Here is a 17,393-nt window from a genome sequence, read left to right as displayed (position 1 = left end):
ATCCGTATCAGAACTTCACGGTCACGCCCGAGTAGAGCGACGACTCGGTGCAAGCGCCCGTGGCGACGCGGGTGCCGCCGCCACCGGCGACGGAACAGCCGACCGCGTTGTTGTGGTCGAGGCCGAACTTGTTCTGCCAGTAGCGATAGGCCACCCAGACGTCGATCATGTGGCTCTGCTTCTCACCCCACATCGCCTTCGACGCATCGAAGGTCAGGCGGATCGGCTCGGAGTTGAACTCGACCTTGGTCGGATAGACGCCGTTCGCGACGCTGGCCGGGAGCGGCTCGGTATCGGTGCCCTTCTTGCCGTACCAGCCGGCGCGACCCGAGATCGAGAAGAACTGCATGCTCTCAGGCAGGAAACCGAGATCCATGTAGTAGTTGGTCTCGACGGCCCAGGTTGGCTTGAACGAGGTGTTGCCGTCGGAGATGCAGGGGTTCGACCAGCCGGCGCCGCACTGCGAGAACGAGTTGTGGTTGGCGAACTCCCAGTACATCAAGGGAGCGACGTTGAAGTAGCCCTTGTAAGGCAGGTTGAACGCGAACTGCAGACCGGCGACGACGTCACGCTTGGCCGCGCCGAAGTAGCGGTTCTCGGTATTGGCATCCATGCCCACTTCGAACGAGATGTTCTGCAGCGGCCCCACCGTGAAGGCCTTGGTGTTGAAGATCTGGTTCCAGCCGAAGGTCGAGCGGAACAGGCCGTAGATCTCGGTCGCACCGGCGCAGCTCGCCGGCGTGAACGCGAAGCCCGCGTTGGGCGAGACGATGCCGCCGGTCTGCGTGCAGGGCCCCGCCGGGTCGTTGTGGTCCGACTTGAACAGCGAGATCGTGAAGAAGTTGGTGCCGTAACCCCAGACGTCGAAATGGGTGAACGAATAGACCTGCTTGGCGGTCTTGGCGTTGAACGTGCCGTTGCCGTTGACGCTCCATGCACCAGGCTGGCTGGCATTGAAGATGTAGGAGTAGCTGACGCGATTATCGACGACGAGGAAGAACGGCACCTCGGCCGGAGCCTTCTTCGCGATCGCCTTGGCGGGCAGGTCAGCAGCCCCTGCGACACCGACTGAGCTAAGCGCTACCGCGCCCAGCGCGACGGCCGCCGCGATTGTTTGACGTAACGACATTCAGAACACCCCCAGTTGACAAGCGCCGATTCCCGACTTGCATGCACAGTTGCGCCGTTCGACCGGCTGGAGAAGCCTCAACTTTCTCCAGGACTTGCCCGCAGTTTGATCAAGGTTCCGCCGTATTGCAGCGGCGACGACAGCAGATGCTGGCCTGAACATGGGACGATTGGCCGCGGCCGCGATGCTCCCAAATTCCGATCTTGCTGCTTCACATTGCAGAAGTTTTTCCGAAAGCCCCCCGCGTGGCCTTCCGCGCGCTTTCGCGAGCAAGCCTGCGCGCAAGCGCGCCCCTGACGCGCATTGGATGACGCTGCTCATCCAACGTGCAGCTTGCTGCGGCGGATCGATTTCCGGCCAGTGTCTCAAAAGTGCCACAGAGCTTTATCGATCACAGCTGATTGCAGCGTACGCTGCTTGCAACCAAGGGCGCGCTGCATTCGCCGATCGCCGCGCGATGGGCGCTTGGACAAGAGTTGGGCAGAGGATGGCGCTTTTCGCCTCTTACGCGCCGCGGAAAATTAGATCACAATTGAGGCATCTTCGTTCCCCTGCCCCCACGACGCAGCAAATGCCTGAACCCGCGCCGGCCGATCCGAACCCTATGCCTCCGCTCCTGCAGACGATCGGGTTGACCAAGCGCTATGGCGACTTCCTTGCTAACGACGAGATCGACATCGAGATCCGGCCACGCGAGATACACGCCTTGCTCGGCGAGAACGGTGCCGGCAAGTCGACGCTGGTGAAGACGATCTACGGACTGGTGCAGCCGAGCGCCGGTGAGTTGCGCTGGCAGGGTGTGCCCATCAAGCTGTCCGGCCCGGCCGAGGCGCGATCCCTCGGCATCGGCATGGTGTTTCAGCATTTCTCCCTGTTCGACAACCTCACCGTGGCTGAGAACGTGGCGCTCGGGCTCGACGGCAAAGAGCCATTCAAGGCCATGTCAGCGCGGCTCGCGGACGTCGCGCGCGACTACGGACTGCCGCTCGATCCGAAGCGCGAGGTCTGGCAATTGTCGGTCGGCGAGCGGCAGCGCATCGAGATCGTGCGGGCGTTGATGCAGAGTCCGAAATTCCTCATCCTGGACGAGCCCACCGCCGTGTTGACGCCGCAGGAGGCCGACCAGCTGTTCGTCGTGCTGGAGCGACTAAAAGCAGAAGGCCGCGCCATCCTCTACATCAGCCACAAGCTCGAGGAGGTGAAGCGGCTGTGCGACACCGCCACCATCCTGCGCAGCGGCAGGAAGGTCGCGACCTGCAATCCGAAGCTGGAGACGGCTGCCTCGCTGGCCCGCATGATGGTGGGGACCGAGATCAAGGAAGTGAAGCCGCCGGCCGAGCGGCGCACCACCGTGCCGCGCCTGGTCGTCAATGATCTCACCCTCGCCCCCAGCGAGCTGCATGGCGTGGGCCTCAAGAACATTTCCTTCGAGCTGAAGGGCGGCGAGATCCTCGGCATCGCCGGTGTCGCCGGCAACGGCCAGGACGAGCTATTTGCTGCGCTGTCCGGCGAACGCCTCGTCAAAGAGCCCGGCACGATCATCATCGAGGGCCTCGCTTGCGGCAATCTCTCGATCAGCCAGCGCCGCAAGATGGGAGCCGCCTTCGTGCCGGAGGAGCGGCTGGGGCACGGCACCGCCCCGCGGATGAAGCTGTCGGAGAATGCGCTGCTGACGGGACACGCTGCCAGCGACATGGTCCGGCACGGCTTCATCAACGCGGCAGCGATGCTGCGGACCGTCGATCGCACCACCGAGACATTCGATGTCCGCAAGGCGAAGCGCGATCCGGAAGCGGCGAGCCTGTCCGGCGGCAATCTGCAGAAGTTCGTCGTCGGCCGCGAGATCCTGCGCACGCCGGCGGTGCTGGTCGTCAACCAGCCGACCTGGGGCGTCGACGCCGGCGCCGCCGCGATCATCCGCCAGGCGCTGATCGATCTCGCCAGCGCGGGCGCTGCCGTCCTCGTGACCAGCCAGGACCTCGACGAACTCATCGAGATCGCCGACCGCATCGCCGTGATGTTTCACGGGCAGCTTTCGAAGGCGCTGCCACGCGCGGAGGCGACGCGCGAAAAGCTCGGCCTGTTGATGGGCGGCGCCAGCATCGAGAAGGAGGCCGCGCATGCAGCTCGTGCTTGAGAAGCGCGCCGAGCGCTCGCGCATCATTGCGCTGGTTTCGCCGCTGATCGCGATCGGGCTGACGCTCGTCACCGTGAGCGTGCTGTTCGCCGTGCTCGGTAAGAACCCGATCACTGCGCTCGGCGTCTACTTCATCGCGCCGCTCACCGACGGGTATTCGCTGCAGGAGATCGCGGTGAAGGCCACGCCGCTGGTGATGATCGCGATCGGCCTGTCGCTGTGCTACCTCGCCAACGCCTGGAACATCGGTGCCGAGGGCCAGTTCCTGATCGGGGCCGTAGCCGGCAGCTGGATCGCGGTGAAGACGCAGGGCACCGAGGCGGGACACTGGGTGCTGCCGGCGATGCTGGTCGCAGGTGCCGCGGCCGGCGCCCTCTATGCGCTGATCCCGGCACTGTGTCGCGTCAAGTTCGGCGCCAGCGAGATCCTCACCAGCCTGATGCTGGTCTACGTCGCCGATCTCCTGCTCGACTATCTCGTCCGCGGCCCCTGGCGCGACCCCGCCGGCTTCAACTTCCCCACCACGGCGGAGTTCGATCCGGTCGCGACCGTACCCGTGCTGATCGAGGGCGGACGCCTGCATCTCGGCAGCATCATCGCGCTGATTGTCGTTGCCGGCGCCTTCGTGCTGCTCGAGCGCACCATCAAGGGGTTCGAGATCCGCGTCGTCGGCGTGGCGCCGCGTGCCGCGCGGTTCGGCGGCTTCAATGCGAACCAGCTCATCCTTCTGACGTTCGCCGTGTCGGGCGCATTGGCCGGTCTCGCAGGGATCATCGAGGTGGCGGGCCCCATCGGACATCTGCAGCCCGGCATCTCGCCGGGCTATGGTTTCACCGCGATCATCGTGGCCTTTCTCGGGCGGCTCAACCCGGTTGGAATATTCATTGCAGGGCTTTTCCTCGCGTTGACGTTCATTGGCGGCGAGCAGGCCCAGATCACGATGAAGATTCCACTCGATGTGACCAAGGTGTTCCAGGGCATCCTGCTGTTCTACGTGCTCGCCTGCGATTCGCTCATCCTCTACCGTTTCAAGCTCGTCTTGGCCGCGCGGCAGGTGCAAAGTGGTGCTGGTTGAAGCAATCATCCTGTCGGTGCTCGCCGCCTCGACGCCGCTGCTGCTGGCGGCCACCGGTGAGCTGGTCACCGAGCGCTCGGGTGTCCTCAATCTCGGCGTCGAGGGCATGATGATCGTCGGCGCGGCCTGCGGCTTCGGTGGGGCCTGGCTGTCCGGCTCGATCATCGTCGGCGCGCTGTGCGGCATCGTCGCCGGCATGCTGATGTCCTTAATCTTCGCGTTCATGACCCTTGGCCTCGCCGTGAACCAGGTGGCGACGGGCCTCGCGCTGACCATCCTCGGCATCGGTCTGTCCGGCCTGATCGGCGCGCGCTTCGTCGGCGAGCGCATCAGCACCGCGCCGCACCTCTCCATCCCCGGCCTCAGCGACATCCCGCTGGTCGGCCGTATCGTGTTCGGCGAGGACGCGTTCGTCTATCTGTCGCTCGCCTTGATCATCGCCGTCTGGTGGTTCCTGTACCGCACCCGTGCCGGCCTGGTGCTGCGCGCCTGCGGCGACAACCATGTCTCCGCCCACGCGCTCGGCTATCCCGTGCTGCGCATCCGTTTGCTCGCGGTGTTGTTCGGCGGCGGCTGCGCCGGGCTTGCCGGCGCCTATCTGCCGCTCGCCTACACGCCGTTCTTCATTCCCGGCATGACCGCGGGGCGCGGCTGGATCGCGCTGGCGCTGGTCGTGTTCGCATCCTGGCGGCCGGGCCGCCTCGTCATCGGCGCCTATCTGTTCGGTGCGGTGACGATCCTGCAGCTGCATGCGCAAGGCGCCGGCGTCGGCATCCCCTCGCAGTTCATGTCGGCGCTGCCGTACCTCGCCACCGTGATCGTCCTGGTGCTGCTGTCGCGCGCCCGCACCGGCGGCTCCACCGCGCCGGCGGCGCTGGGGACGGTGTTCGTGCCGGATCGCTGAAGCAATCATCCGGAGCGCCAGCGATGGGGCGCGACGCTCTGGCTCACGAGGTTTCCCCCCGACTGTTTGGAGATATTGACGATGATGAAAAGGCTTCTGGGGGCTGCCGCCGCGTTGGTGCTGGCGGGAAGCATCGCCGGCGTGGCGCACGCCGCCGACAAGCTGAAGATCGGCTTCATCTACCTCGGGCCGATCGGCGACCTCGGCTGGACCTATCAGCATGAGCTCGCGCGCCAGGCGCTAGTGAAGGAGCTCGGTGACAAGATCGAGACGACCTATCTCGAGAATGTGCCGGAAGGCCCCGACTCCGAGCGCGCCATCGAGCAGTTGGTCCGCGCCGGCAACAAGCTGATCTTCACGACCTCGTTCGGCTACATGGATCCGACCCTGAAGGTCGCCAAGAAATATCCCAACGTGCATTTCGAGCACGCCACTGGCTACAAGCGCGACAAGAACATGTCGACCTATTCGGCGCGCTGGTATCAGGGCCGCTACATTCAGGGCATCATCGCCGGCAAGATGTCGAAGACCGGCGTACTCGGCTATATCGGCTCGTTCCCGATCCCGGAGGTCATCTCGGGCATCAACGCCACGATCATCGGCGCGCAGACGGTCAACCCGAACATCAAGGTCAAGATCATCTGGGCCAACACCTGGTTCGACCCGGGCAAGGAAGCCGACGCCGCCAAAGCGCTGATCGACCAGGGCGCCGACATCATCATGCAGCACACCGACAGCCCGGCCGCGATGCAGATCGCAGCCGAGCGCGGCAAGCTCGCCTTCGGCCAGGACTCCGAGATGATCAAGTTCGGCCCCAAGGCGCAGCTCACCTCGATCCTCGACACCTGGGGCCCCTACTACATCGCGCGCGTCAAGGCCGAGCTCGACGGCACCTGGAAGTCGGAGGACACCTGGGGCGGCCTCGATTCCAAGATCTTCGAGATGGCGCCCTACACCAACATGCCCGATGACGTGAAGAAGCTGGCGGAGGAGACCCAGGCGGCGATCACCGCCGGCAAGCTGCACCCGTTCAAGTGCCCGGTGCTCGGCCAGGACGGCAAGGAGATCGAGTGCAAGGGCGGCGACCATCTCGCCGACGGCCAGATCCTCGGCATGAACTTCTACGTCAAGGGCATCGACGACAAGGTGCCGGGCAAGTAATCAAGCTGGAGCTGCCGATCACCCTGCAGCTCTGCTGCGGCAGGGTGATCGGTACTCACATTTGAGTTGGACCTTTTGTTACGACGGATGATGAGGTAGATCGTTACCCGAATGCATCGTGTGGTACGGCCGCATCGTCTGGGTCGAGTCCAATGATGCTCCGCCTTGCGATGCCTTGACAGCCGTAACCGGGAGTTCCAACTGTGAACAGATCTATCCTGCTCGTTGCCGTCTGCACGTCGGCGCTACTGACGACTCCAGCCGCTTTCGCCAAGACCCTGGTTTTCTGCTCGGAAGGCAGCCCGGAGAACTTCTATCCCGGTGTCAACACAACTGGGACATCGTTCGATGGCAATGAGCCAATCTACAACCGCATCGTCGAGTTCGAGCGCGGCAGCACGCAAGTCGTGCCAGGTCTCGCCGAGACCTGGACGATCTCGCCCGACGGCACCACCTACACGTTCAACCTCCGCAAGGGCGTGAAGTGGCATTCGACCTCCAAGTCGTTCAAGCCGACACGCGACTTCAATGCCGACGACATTCTGTTCTCGATCGAGCGGCAATGGAAGGAGGATAATCCCTATTTCAAGGTGACGAGCCCGAACCATTCGTATTTCGGCGACATGGCGATGCCGAAACTTTTGAAGTCGGTCGAGAAGATCGACGATTATACGATCAAGGTGACCCTCAATCAGCCGGAAGCCCCTTTCCTCGCGGATCTCGCGATGCCGTTCGCCGCGATCCAGTCGAAGGAATATGCCGACGCGATGCTGAAGGCCGGTACGCCCGAGAAAATCGACCAGGATCCGATCGGCACTGGTCCATTCTACCTCGTACAGTATCAAAAGGACGCCGTGATCCGGTACAAGGCGTTTCCCCAATATTGGGGCGGCAAGGCCAAGATCGACGACCTCGTCTATGCGATCACGCCGGATGCATCCGTTCGCTGGGCCAAGCTGCAGAAGGGCGAATGCGACGTGATGCCCTATCCGAACCCGGCCGATATCGACACGATCAGAAAGGACCCGAACGTCACCGTGCTGGAGCAGCCGGGCCTCAACGTTGGGTATCTCGCCTTCAACACGCAGAAGAAGCCGTTCGATGACGTGCGCGTGCGTAAAGCGCTCAGCATGGCGATCAACAAGCAGGCGATCATCGACGCGGTCTATTTGTCGACCGGCATCGCGGCAAAGAACCCGATCCCGCCGTCGATGTGGTCCTACAACGACGCCGTCAAGGACGATCCCTATGACCCCGACGCGGCCAAGAAGCTTCTCTCCGATGCCGGATTCCCGAACGGCCTGGAGACCGATCTGTGGGCCATGCCGGTGCAGCGTCCCTACAATCCGAATGCCAAGCGCATCGCCGAGCTGATGCAGGCCGATCTCGCCAAGATCGGCGTCAAGGCCGAGATCAAGTCGTTCGAATGGGGCGAATACCGCAAGCGGCTGCAGGCCGGCGAGCACCAGATGGGCATGTACGGCTGGACCGGCGACAACGGCGATCCCGACAACTTCCTGCACACCTTGCTGGGCTGTGCTTCGGCACAATCGGCATCGGGGTCGAACATCGCAAAGTTCTGCTACAAGCCGTTCGACGAACTGGTCGTAAAGGCCAAGACCGTCAGCGACCAGGCCGAGCGTGCCAAGCTCTACGAACAGGCCCAGGTGGTCTTCAAGGAGCAGGCACCGTGGTTCACGATCGCGCATGCGGTGCAGTTGAAGCCTGTCAGCAAACGCGTGATCGACTTCAAGCTGTCGCCGTTCGGACGCCACAGCTTCTACGGCGTCGACGTCAAGGATTAGCGGACCTCAGGGCGAAGCAGCTTTCGCTGCTTCGCCGCTTCCGCTTCGCTGCCCTCCCGAAGACCTTCCGGGGAAAGTTGACAGAGCTCTGCATGTTGCGGTTCGTCTTTACCCGGCTCAGCCTTGTGGTCCCGACCTTCATCGGCATCACGTTGCTCGTGTTCGTGCTGATCCGCCTGATCCCCGGCGACCCTATCGAGACGATGGCGGGCGAACGCGGCATCGATCCGGCCCGCCTCGCGCAATTGCGCAAGGATTACGGTTTCGATCAGCCCGTGCTGGTGCAGTATGGTCTCTATCTGTCGCGGCTGGCGCACGGAGATTTCGGCCGCTCGATCGTCACCCATGAGCCGGTGATTGCCGAATTCCAGACCTTGTTCCCCGCGACGGTCGAACTGTCGGTCTGCGCGATCCTGTTTGCGCTGTGCGTGGGGCTGCCGGCCGGCATCATCGCCGCGGTCAGGCGCAATTCGATTTTCGATCACGGCGTGATGGGGATCTCGCTCACCGGCTATTCGATGCCGATTTTCTGGTGGGGACTGCTGCTGATCCTGCTGTTTTCGGTGCAGCTCGGATGGACGCCGGTGTCGGGCCGGATCGCGGTGCAGTATTTCATCGAGCCGGTGACCGGCTTCCTGCTGATCGATACGCTCCTGGCCGGTGATGTCGGCGCGTTTCGTTCGGCCCTGTCGCATCTCGTCCTGCCGACGATCGTGCTCGGCACGGTGCCGCTCGCGGTGATCGCCCGCATGACGCGATCGGCCATGCTGGAGGTCCTCGGCGAGGACTACATCCGCACCGCCCGCGCCAAGGGGCTGCCGCCGTTCCGCGTGATCGCGATTCACGCCTTGCGCAATGCGCTGATCCCGGTGGTGACGGTGATCGGGCTGCAGGTCGGCGTACTGTTCACCGGCGCCATCCTTACCGAAACCATCTTTTCCTGGCCGGGCGTGGGCAAATGGCTGATCGAGGGCATCAACCGCCGCGACTATCCGGTGCTGCAGGGCGGCACGCTGCTGATCGGCGCGATCGTCATGACCGTCAATCTGCTGGTTGATATCGCCTATGGGCTGATCAATCCCCGCATCCGGTACACGCGATGAGCGCCGAAAACCTCCCAGCCAACATCGTTGTGGCGCAGCCAGAAGCGCCGCCGTCGCCATGGCTGGAGTTCTGGCAGGACTTCAGGAAAAACGCAGGGGCCGTCGCGGGCCTCGTCGTGATCGCGGTCCTGGTCCTGCTCGCGGTGTCGGCCGATGTCGTCGCGCCGCATTCGCCTGTTCTCACCAACAACGCGGCGTTCCTGAAGCCTCCGTTCTGGCAGCAGGGTGGATCGCTCACCTATCCGCTCGGCACCGATGCGATCGGGCGCGATATTCTGTCCCGTCTCATCCATGGTGCGCGGCTGTCGCTTCTGATCGGCATCGCGGTGGTGACGTTGTCGGTGATATCGGGCACGATTCTCGGCCTGATCGCCGGTTTTTTCCGCGGCGTGACCGAGGTCGCGATCATGCGACTGATGGACATCACGTTGACGCTGCCGAGCCTTCTGCTCGCGATCGTCATCGTCGCGATCCTCGGGCCGGGCCTGATGAATGCCATGCTGGCTGTCGCGATCGTGCTGCTGCCGCACTACGTGCGGATCGCGCGTGCCGCCGTGATCAGCGAGGTCTCGAAGGACTACGTCATCGCGGCCAAGGTCGCGGGCGCCGGCCGGCTCCGCCTGATGTTCAAAGAAGTGCTGCCGAATTGCGCGGCCCCGCTGATCGTGCAGGCGACGCTCGGAATTTCCACCGCGATCCTGGACGCGGCTGCGCTCGGTTTTCTCGGTCTCGGCGCGCAACCGCCCTTGCCCGAATGGGGAACCATGCTGGCGGACGCGCGCGAATTCGTGCTGCGGGCCTGGTGGGTCGTCACGCTGCCGGGCCTGGCGATCCTGCTGACCGTGCTGGCCTTCAACCTGCTCGGTGACGGGCTGCGCGACGCGCTTGATCCCAAGCTCAAACGATAATCTGCGCAAGAGAGTGAAGGCGATCCGATGCCGCTTCTCGAGATCGAAAATCTGTCGGTCGCATTTCCATCGCGGAACGGGATGGTCCGTGCCGTGGATGGCGTCAGCATCGCGCTCGACAAAGGCGAGGTGCTGGGCATCGTCGGCGAGTCCGGATCCGGCAAGAGCGTCGGCATGCTGGCCCTGATGGGACTGGTGCCCTACCCCGGTCGCGTTCAGGCCGACAAATTGGTGTTCGAAGGACGCGATCTGCAGACCCTGTCCGACCGCGAGCGGCGCGCGCTCACCGGCAAGGACGTCGCGATGATCTTCCAGGAGCCGACGACGTCGCTCAACCCCTCCTTCACGATCGGCTATCAGCTGGCCGAGACGCTGCGCATTCACGAGGGGATGGATCGCAAGGCCGCGCGTCGGCGGGTGATCGAGCTGCTGGAGCAGGTCGGCATTCCCGCCGCCGAGAGCCGGCTCTCGTCCTATCCGCACCAGCTCTCGGGCGGCATGAACCAGCGCGTCATGATCGCGATGGCGATCGCCTGCAATCCGAAGCTCCTGATTGCCGACGAGCCGACGACGGCGCTCGACGTCACCATCCAGGCCCAGATCCTCGATCTGCTGCTGTCGCTGCAGCGCGACCGCGGCATGGCGCTGATCCTCATCACCCACAACATGGGCGTGGTCTCGGACACGACCGAGCGCGTAGCGGTGATGTATGCGGGACAGATCATGGAGCAGCGCCCGACCTCGAGCCTGTTCGCCTCGCCCCAGCATCCCTACACGGCCGCCTTGCTGGCGGCGCGCCCGGAAGCGAGCGACGGGGGACGGCTCGCCACCATCCCTGGCGTGGTGCCCGGAGCTTACGACCGGCCGCCCGGGTGCCTGTTCAGCCCGCGTTGCATCTATGCGACGCCGCTGACCGATGCGGTGCGTCCCGAGTTGCGTCCCTGGAGCGATGGCCTGGTGCGTTGTCATTACCCGCTCGGCGATCCCACGCGCGAAGAGCGAATCGAGGCCGACCGGCATGGCGCCGGTGCGCCGAGCCAGGCCCACGAGGCCCTGTCATGACGGCGCTCGTCACCGCGGACAGTCTCAAGCGCAGCTACGAGGTCAAGCAGGGCCTGTTCCGCGCCCCCGCGCATCTGCAGGCCGTTGGCGGCGTGTCCTTTGCCATTGAGGCCGGCAAGACGCTGGCGGTCGTCGGCGAATCCGGTTGCGGCAAATCGACTCTCGCGCGACTGGTCACACTCATCGAGAAGCCGGACGCCGGCACGCTCATGCTCGACGGCCTCGACGCCGTCGATCCTCCGGCCGGCGCCTCGAGGACCTTGCGGCGTACCGTGCAGATCGTGTTTCAAAATCCATATGGCTCGCTCAACCCGCGCAAGCGCGTTGGCGCCATCCTCGAGGAGCCGCTGATCATCAACACCGACCTCACCAAGCAGGAGCGGCGCGCGCAGGCGCTCGACATGATGGCGAAGGTCGGGCTGCGTCCGGAGCATCATGGCCGCTATCCGCACATGTTCTCCGGCGGCCAGCGGCAGCGCATCGCAATCGCGCGCGCCCTGATGCTGCGGCCGAAGCTCTTGGTCGCCGACGAGCCGGTCTCCGCGCTCGACATGTCGGTGCAGGCGCAGGTGCTCAACTTGCTGGCCGATCTGCAGCGTGAGCTGGGGCTCGCTTATCTCTTCATCTCGCACGACCTCGGTGTTGTCAGGCACATCGCCGACGACGTGCTGATCATGTATCTGGGACTGGTCATGGAGCACGGGCCGAAGGAGCGCATTTTCGCGCGGCCACTTCATCCCTATGCGCAGGCCCTGGTCGACGCCACGCCGGGCCTAGGCCGCAAACGTCAGCGGATCGTGCCCAAGGGCGAGTTGCCGTCGCCGCTCGACCCACCGGCCGGCTGCGTGTTTTCGACCCGCTGTCCCCATGTGACGGATCTCTGCCGCGCGCAGCGCCCGCCGCTGCGCCCGCTCGACGGCCGCCTCGTCGCCTGCCATTACGCCGAGCGCTTCCTGGACCCACAGCCGGCCTGACAATCGTCTTCACCCCGCCTGCATCTGAGCTGCCGCCGCGCTGTGGCGCCGGATCAGCCGGGTGACATCGAGCCCCGGAATGGCGCCGTCGATCACGGTCCAGCGGCCGCCGACCATCACGCGATCGGCGCGATGCGCGCCACACAGCACCAGCGCGGCGATCGGATCCCCTGAACCCGAGAAGCGCAGCTCGTCGAGCTTGAACAGTGCGAGGTCGGCGGCCTTGCCGACCGCAATCTCGCCGAGCTCGGGCCGGCCGACGCAGGCGGCCGAGCCCTTCGTCGCCCAGCGCAGCGCATCCTTGTGGCTGATCCGGCTAACGCCGTAGCGCGCCCGCTGCAGCAGGAAAGCGGAGCGCACCTCCTGCATCAGGTTGGAGCCGTCGTTCGACGCCGAGCCGTCGACGCCGAGGCCGATCCCGACGCCCGCCTCCTCCATCTCGCACACCGGGCAGCAGCCGGAGGCGAGCAACTGGTTCGAGCAGGCGCAGTGCGTGATCGTCGTCCTCGCCTTGCCGAGCCGCTTCATCTCCTCGGCATTGAAGAAGATGCCGTGCGCAAGCCAGGTGCGCGGACCAAGCCAACCCTGCTTTTCGAGATAGTCCAGCGGACGACAGCCGAACATCGCCTCGCAGAAGCGGTTCTCGTCCTCGGTCTCGGCGAGATGCGTGTGCAGCCGCACGTCGAGCTTGTCGGCGAGCGCAGCCGTCTTCTGCATCAGCGATCCCGTCACCGAGAACGGCGAGCACGGCGCCAGCGCGATCTGCACCATCGCATCCGGCCCGCGCTCGTGATAGGTGGCGACCACGCGCTCACTGTCGGCAAGGATCGTGTCCTCGTCCTGCACCACGCTGTCCGGCGGCAGCCCGCCGTCGCGCTCGGACAAGTTCATCGAGCCGCGGGTCAATAGCACCCGAATGCCGAGCCGCTTCGCCACCGCGACCTCGATGCCAACTGCATCTTCGAGCCCGGCGGGGAAGACGTAGTGATGATCTGTCGTGGTCGTACAACCCGACAGCATCAGCTCGGCCATCGCGACCGTGACCGCCGCATCCAGTGCCTCCGGCGTCAGCTTCGCCCAGATTGGATAGAGCGCCTTCAGCCAGGGGAACAGCTCGCGGTCCATCGCGGCCGGCAGCGCGCGCGTCAGCGTCTGGTAGAAGTGATGATGGGTATTGATCAGCCCGGGGATCACGACATGCGCGCTGGCATCATAGGTCGCCGCATCAGCGGTGGCCGGCTCGGCACCGGCAGGCACCAGCTCGACGATGCGGCCGTCCTTGACGACGACACCGCGCGCAGCATCCTCGGCGAGAATGGCGAGCGGGTCCTTGATCCAGATCGGCGTCGTGCTCATGGCTGCCTCGTCTCGTTGATTGGGCGTTTGCGTGTGCCGGTAACTTGCAAGCGGAAGGCCAGCGTCATCCTATTGCCAGTTGGCGCTGGTCTTGCAAGGATTCCACCCGCGATAGGCTGCGCCCACGAGCTGGCATCACCATGGATCTGAACACCATCACGGAGGTCGTGCGCCCGAGAACGCGGGCCGAGCTGCCCAGCTGGCAGGCAGGCGATGCCTGGCTGGCCGGCGGCACGTGGCTGTTCTCCGAACCGCAGGCGCAGCTGTCGCGGCTGATCGATCTCAGCGAGCTCGCCTGGCCGCCACTCACCATCAGCGATCAGGGCCTGTGCATCGCCGCGACCTGCAGCGTCGCCGCGCTGGACGCGCTGCCCTGCCCGGCCGACTGGATCGCGGCGCCCCTGATCGATCAATGCTGCCGCGCGTTCCTCGCTTCCTTCAAGATCTGGAAGACGGCGACCGTCGGCGGCAATCTCTGCATGTCGCTGCCGGCCGGGCCGATGATCTCGCTGCTCGCCGCGCTCGAGGGCGTCTGCACGATCTGGAGGAGTGACGGCAGCGAGCAGCGCATAAGGGTCACCGACTTCGTCACCGGCAACAACAGCAACGTGCTCGCACCTGGAGACCTGTTGCGCCAGATCGACATTCCGCTGGCCGCGCTCAAGCGCCGCACCGCCTTCCGCCAGATCGCACTCACTCCGGTCGGACGCTCCGGCGCGCTGCTGATCGGAACCTCGGGCCGCAACGGCGACCTGCTGCTCACCGTAACCGGATCGACCGTCAAGCCGCTGCAGCTGCGCTTTGCCAGCATGCCCGACGCAACCTTGCTGCGCGCGAGCATCTTCGGCGACATCCCCGATACGTCGTATCATGATGATGTTCATGGCAAGCCCGCCTGGCGCAAGGCAATGACCCTGCGCCTCGCCGAGGAGATTCGCGCCGAGCTCGCTGGCGGCGCGCGGTCATGAGCGTGATCGTCGATGGCAAGGAAGTCGATGCTGCCCCGCGCCCCGGACAGTGCCTGCGGACCTTTCTGCGCGACGCCGGCCATTTCGGCGTCAAGAAGGGCTGCGACGCCGGTGATTGCGGCGCCTGCACCGTGCTGCTCGATGGCGAGCCGGTGCACAGCTGCCTGATCCCCGCCTTTCGCGCCGAGGGCAAGGCGGTCACGACTGTCGAAGGTCTCGCCGCCGATGACGGCCTGCATCCGATGCAGCAGGCCTTCCTCGATGCGCAGGCGTTCCAATGCGGCTTCTGCACCGCCGGCATGATCGTCACCTGCGCCTCGCTGAACCAGGCGCAGAAGAAGGATCTCGGCGCGGCGCTGAAGGGCAATCTGTGCCGCTGCACCGGCTATCGCGCCATCGAGGACGCGCTGCTCGGCCTCACCCATGTCGAGGATGTCACGGCCGGCGAAGCCTTCGGACGCAGCCTGCCGGCCCCCGCCGGCCCCGACGTCGTGCGCGGCCGGGCACGCTACACCTTCGACACCACGGTCGAAGGCCTGCTGGACGTCAAACTCGCGCGCTCGCCGCACGCGCATGCGCGTATCGTCGCCATCGACAAGAGGGCCGCGCTGGCGGTGCCCGGCGTGCATGCGGTGCTGACGCATGAGGATGCGCCGGCGACGCTGTTCTCCACCGCGCGCCATGAGCAGGCCTGGATGGATCCGGCCGACACCCGCGTGCTCGACGACGTCGTCCGCTTCATCGGCCAGAAGGTCGCCGCCGTGGTCGCCGACAGCGAGGCCGCCGCCGAGGAAGGTTGCCGACGCCTCGTCGTCGACTACGAGATCCTGCCTGCCGTGGTCGATCCCGAAGCCGCGATCGCGCCCGGCGCGCCCGTCATTCACGCCGGCCGCACAGCTGCGCATCGCATCGCGGACGTCAGCCGCAACATTGTCGCCGAGACCCACGGCGAGCTTGGCAACGTCGCCGCCGCGCTCGCGTCTGCCGCCGCGACCTATGAAGGCACCTTCACCACGCAGCGGGTGCAGCACGCCGCCCTGGAAACGCACGGCGGTCTCGCCTGGCTCGACGACCACGGCGTGCTCACCGTCCGTTCCAGCACGCAAGTGCCGTTCCTGACACGGCGGGCGCTGTGCGAAATCTTCGACCTGCCTTCCGACCAGGTCCGCGTGTTCTGCGAGCGCGTCGGCGGCGGCTTCGGCGGCAAACAGGAGATGTTCGTCGAGGATATCCTCGCGCTCGCCGCGCTGAAGACCAACCGTCCCGTCAAGCTCGAATTCACCCGAGAGGAGCAGTTCATCGCGACCTCGACGCGACATCCGATGCGTGTCACGGTCAAAGCGGGCGCCGACAGCGACGGCAAGCTGACCGCGCTGCAGCTCGATGTAGTCTCCAACACCGGCGCTTACGGCAATCACGCCGGGCCCGTGCTGTTCCATGCCTGCGGCGAGTCGATCTCGGTCTACAATTGTCCCAACAAAAAGGTCGACGCGATCGCCGTCTACACCAACACGGTGCCGGCCGGCGCCTATCGCGGCTACGGCCTGCCGCAAACCACCTTCGCGGTCGAAGCCGCAATCGACGAGCTCGCGCGGCAGCTCGGCATCGACGCTGTCGAGATGCGACGCCGCAATATCGTCAGGCCCGGCGATCCCATGCTGGCGCCGCCGGCATCGGAGCACAGCGACGTGCTGTACGGCTCCTACGGGCTCGACCAGTGCCTCGATCTGGTCGAGCGCGCGATGGCCGAGACGACGCCGACGCCGGAGCTGTCGGCCGAGTGGCTGACGGGCGATGGCATCGCGCTGACGATGATCGATACGGTGCCGCCTGACGGCCACTTCGCCGACGCCGCCATCAGCCTGCGCGACGACGGCGGCTTCGTGCTCACCGTCGGCACCGCCGAGTTCGGCAATGGCACCAGCACCGTGCATCGCCAGATCGCGGCGACCGTGCTCGGCACCACGGTCGGTCGCATCAGCCTCAGACAGTCCGACACGGCGCATGGCGGCCACGACACCGGCGCCTATGGCTCGACAGGCACCTTCGTCGCTGGACGCGCGACCCAGGCTGCCGCCGAGGCGCTGGCCGAGACGATCAAGCGGTTCGCGGCCGACAGGTGGAACGTCGCTCCCGGCGCCTGCGTGATCGCCGATGATGCAATCACGTGCGGCGCACACCGTCTCGCTTTTGCCGAGCTCGCGAACGCCAGCGGATCGCCGCTCACCGCGAGCGGCAGTTCGCAGGGCACGCCGCGCTCGGTCGCGTTCAACGTCCAGGGCTTTCGCGTCGCCGTGAACAAGCACACCGGCGTGGTCAAGATCCTCAAGAGCGTGCAGGCTGCGGATGCTGGCCGCGTCGCCAATCCGATGCAGTGCCGCGGCCAGATCGAGGGCGGCGTCGCGCAGTCGCTGGGTGCTGCGCTCTACGAGGAGATCGTGATCGACGAGACGGGCCGCGTGATCAATCCGCGCTTCCGCGACTACCATGTGCCGTCCTATGCCGACGTGCCGCGCACCGAAGTGCTGTTTGCCGACACCAGCGATACGATCGGCCCATTGGGGGCGAAGTCGATGAGCGAGAGCCCCTACAATCCGGTCGCCGCCGCGCTCGGCAACGCGCTGCGCGCCGCCACCGGCATCCGCTTCACCGCCGTGCCGTTCAAGCCGGACCGGCTGTTTCCGCAGTTGCAGGAGACATTCGGCGAATGAGCCAATGATGGCGACGATCCGGGGACGGGCATGAGCGAGACATTTCGTCCGGTCGACGAGCGTCCGGCGGCCACCAGCTCCTCTGCGCAGCACGTCCGAG

13 protein-coding genes are annotated in these 17,393 nt (G+C 65.4%); 11 read left to right on the top strand and 2 right to left on the bottom strand.

Annotated elements, in window-relative coordinates; genetic code table 11:
* Window positions 1–7: 7 nt before the first annotated feature.
* On the bottom strand, window positions 8–1,129 hold the full coding sequence (locus tag QX121_RS09025; RefSeq protein WP_315811716.1) for a hypothetical protein: 1,122 nt from the start codon (window positions 1,127–1,129) through the stop codon (window positions 8–10).
* 571 nt (window positions 1,130–1,700) lie between these two features.
* Between QX121_RS09025 and QX121_RS09020 the strand changes: the two genes are divergently transcribed.
* The 9 genes from QX121_RS09020 to QX121_RS08980 all read left to right on the top strand — a co-directional run bounded on the left by QX121_RS09020 (window position 1,701) and on the right by QX121_RS08980 (window position 12,258).
* Window positions 1,701–3,266, top strand: a complete 1,566-nt coding sequence (locus QX121_RS09020) for an ABC transporter ATP-binding protein (protein WP_315811715.1) — start codon at window positions 1,701–1,703, stop codon at window positions 3,264–3,266.
* Window positions 3,250–4,341: an ABC transporter permease gene (locus tag QX121_RS09015; protein WP_315811714.1), complete on the top strand. Its 1,092-nt coding sequence runs from the start codon at window positions 3,250–3,252 to the stop codon at window positions 4,339–4,341. The genes QX121_RS09020 and QX121_RS09015 overlap by 17 nt, the downstream gene beginning before the upstream one ends.
* Entirely contained in the window at window positions 4,328–5,245 is a 918-nt protein-coding gene (locus QX121_RS09010) for an ABC transporter permease (protein WP_315738536.1), read from the top strand. Before QX121_RS09015 ends, QX121_RS09010 begins: the two co-directional genes overlap by 14 nt.
* Before the next feature lie 81 nt (window positions 5,246–5,326).
* A complete protein-coding gene (locus tag QX121_RS09005) occupies window positions 5,327–6,406 on the top strand; it encodes a BMP family ABC transporter substrate-binding protein (protein ID WP_315781888.1) in 1,080 nt (359 codons plus the stop codon).
* A 203-nt stretch (window positions 6,407–6,609) separates the two neighbouring features.
* On the top strand, window positions 6,610–8,211 hold the full coding sequence (locus tag QX121_RS09000; protein ID WP_315781890.1) for an ABC transporter substrate-binding protein: 1,602 nt from the start codon (window positions 6,610–6,612) through the stop codon (window positions 8,209–8,211).
* Between the two features lie 92 nt (window positions 8,212–8,303).
* Window positions 8,304–9,314, top strand: coding sequence for an ABC transporter permease subunit (locus QX121_RS08995; RefSeq protein WP_315738539.1), 1,011 nt, complete (start codon window positions 8,304–8,306; stop codon window positions 9,312–9,314).
* Window positions 9,311–10,222 (top strand): ABC transporter permease subunit, encoded by a 912-nt coding sequence (locus QX121_RS08990; protein WP_315811713.1) that lies wholly within the window; start codon window positions 9,311–9,313, stop codon window positions 10,220–10,222. Before QX121_RS08995 ends, QX121_RS08990 begins: the two co-directional genes overlap by 4 nt.
* A 27-nt stretch (window positions 10,223–10,249) precedes the next feature.
* Window positions 10,250–11,284: an ABC transporter ATP-binding protein gene (locus QX121_RS08985; RefSeq protein WP_315811712.1), complete on the top strand. Its 1,035-nt coding sequence runs from the start codon at window positions 10,250–10,252 to the stop codon at window positions 11,282–11,284.
* A complete protein-coding gene (locus tag QX121_RS08980) occupies window positions 11,281–12,258 on the top strand; it encodes a peptide ABC transporter ATP-binding protein (RefSeq protein ID WP_315811711.1) in 978 nt (325 codons plus the stop codon). Before QX121_RS08985 ends, QX121_RS08980 begins: the two co-directional genes overlap by 4 nt.
* A 9-nt stretch (window positions 12,259–12,267) precedes the next feature.
* Here the strand turns inward: QX121_RS08980 and QX121_RS08975 are convergent, their stop codons facing one another.
* The gene (locus QX121_RS08975; RefSeq protein WP_315796724.1) at window positions 12,268–13,614 is read right to left on the bottom strand and encodes an 8-oxoguanine deaminase; all 1,347 of its coding nucleotides are present in this window, start codon (window positions 13,612–13,614) and stop codon (window positions 12,268–12,270) included.
* A 140-nt stretch (window positions 13,615–13,754) separates the two neighbouring features.
* Between QX121_RS08975 and QX121_RS08970 the strand changes: the two genes are divergently transcribed.
* On the top strand, window positions 13,755–14,582 hold the full coding sequence (locus QX121_RS08970; RefSeq protein WP_315811710.1) for an FAD binding domain-containing protein: 828 nt from the start codon (window positions 13,755–13,757) through the stop codon (window positions 14,580–14,582).
* Entirely contained in the window at window positions 14,579–17,293 is a 2,715-nt protein-coding gene (locus QX121_RS08965) for a molybdopterin-dependent oxidoreductase (RefSeq protein WP_315811709.1), read from the top strand. The genes QX121_RS08970 and QX121_RS08965 overlap by 4 nt, the downstream gene beginning before the upstream one ends.
* The last annotated feature ends 100 nt before the right edge of the window (window positions 17,294–17,393 follow it).

The organism is Bradyrhizobium sp. SZCCHNR2028 (genome assembly GCF_032380995.1).
Classification (GTDB): Bacteria; Pseudomonadota; Alphaproteobacteria; order Rhizobiales; family Xanthobacteraceae; genus Bradyrhizobium.
Note: the sequence above shows the minus strand (reverse complement) of the source record. Positions and strands in the feature narration are given on the sequence as shown.

Excerpts from the sequence above, each read along its gene's own strand:
- QX121_RS08990 (WP_315811713.1), top strand. The coding sequence starts at position 9,311 with ATGAGCGCCGAAAACCTCCCAGCCAACATCGTTGTGGCGCAGCCAGAA.
- QX121_RS08965 (WP_315811709.1), top strand. The coding sequence starts at position 14,579 with ATGAGCGTGATCGTCGATGGCAAGGAAGTCGATGCTGCCCCGCGCCCC.
- QX121_RS08995 (WP_315738539.1), top strand. The coding sequence starts at position 8,304 with ATGTTGCGGTTCGTCTTTACCCGGCTCAGCCTTGTGGTCCCGACCTTC.
- QX121_RS08985 (WP_315811712.1), top strand. The coding sequence starts at position 10,250 with ATGCCGCTTCTCGAGATCGAAAATCTGTCGGTCGCATTTCCATCGCGG.
- QX121_RS09005 (WP_315781888.1), top strand. The coding sequence starts at position 5,327 with ATGATGAAAAGGCTTCTGGGGGCTGCCGCCGCGTTGGTGCTGGCGGGA.
- QX121_RS08970 (WP_315811710.1), top strand. The coding sequence starts at position 13,755 with ATGGATCTGAACACCATCACGGAGGTCGTGCGCCCGAGAACGCGGGCC.
- QX121_RS08975 (WP_315796724.1), bottom strand. The coding sequence starts at position 13,614 with ATGAGCACGACGCCGATCTGGATCAAGGACCCGCTCGCCATTCTCGCC.
- QX121_RS09015 (WP_315811714.1), top strand. The coding sequence starts at position 3,250 with ATGCAGCTCGTGCTTGAGAAGCGCGCCGAGCGCTCGCGCATCATTGCG.
- QX121_RS09020 (WP_315811715.1), top strand. The coding sequence starts at position 1,701 with ATGCCTGAACCCGCGCCGGCCGATCCGAACCCTATGCCTCCGCTCCTG.
- QX121_RS08980 (WP_315811711.1), top strand. The coding sequence starts at position 11,281 with ATGACGGCGCTCGTCACCGCGGACAGTCTCAAGCGCAGCTACGAGGTC.
- QX121_RS09025 (WP_315811716.1), bottom strand. The coding sequence starts at position 1,129 with ATGTCGTTACGTCAAACAATCGCGGCGGCCGTCGCGCTGGGCGCGGTA.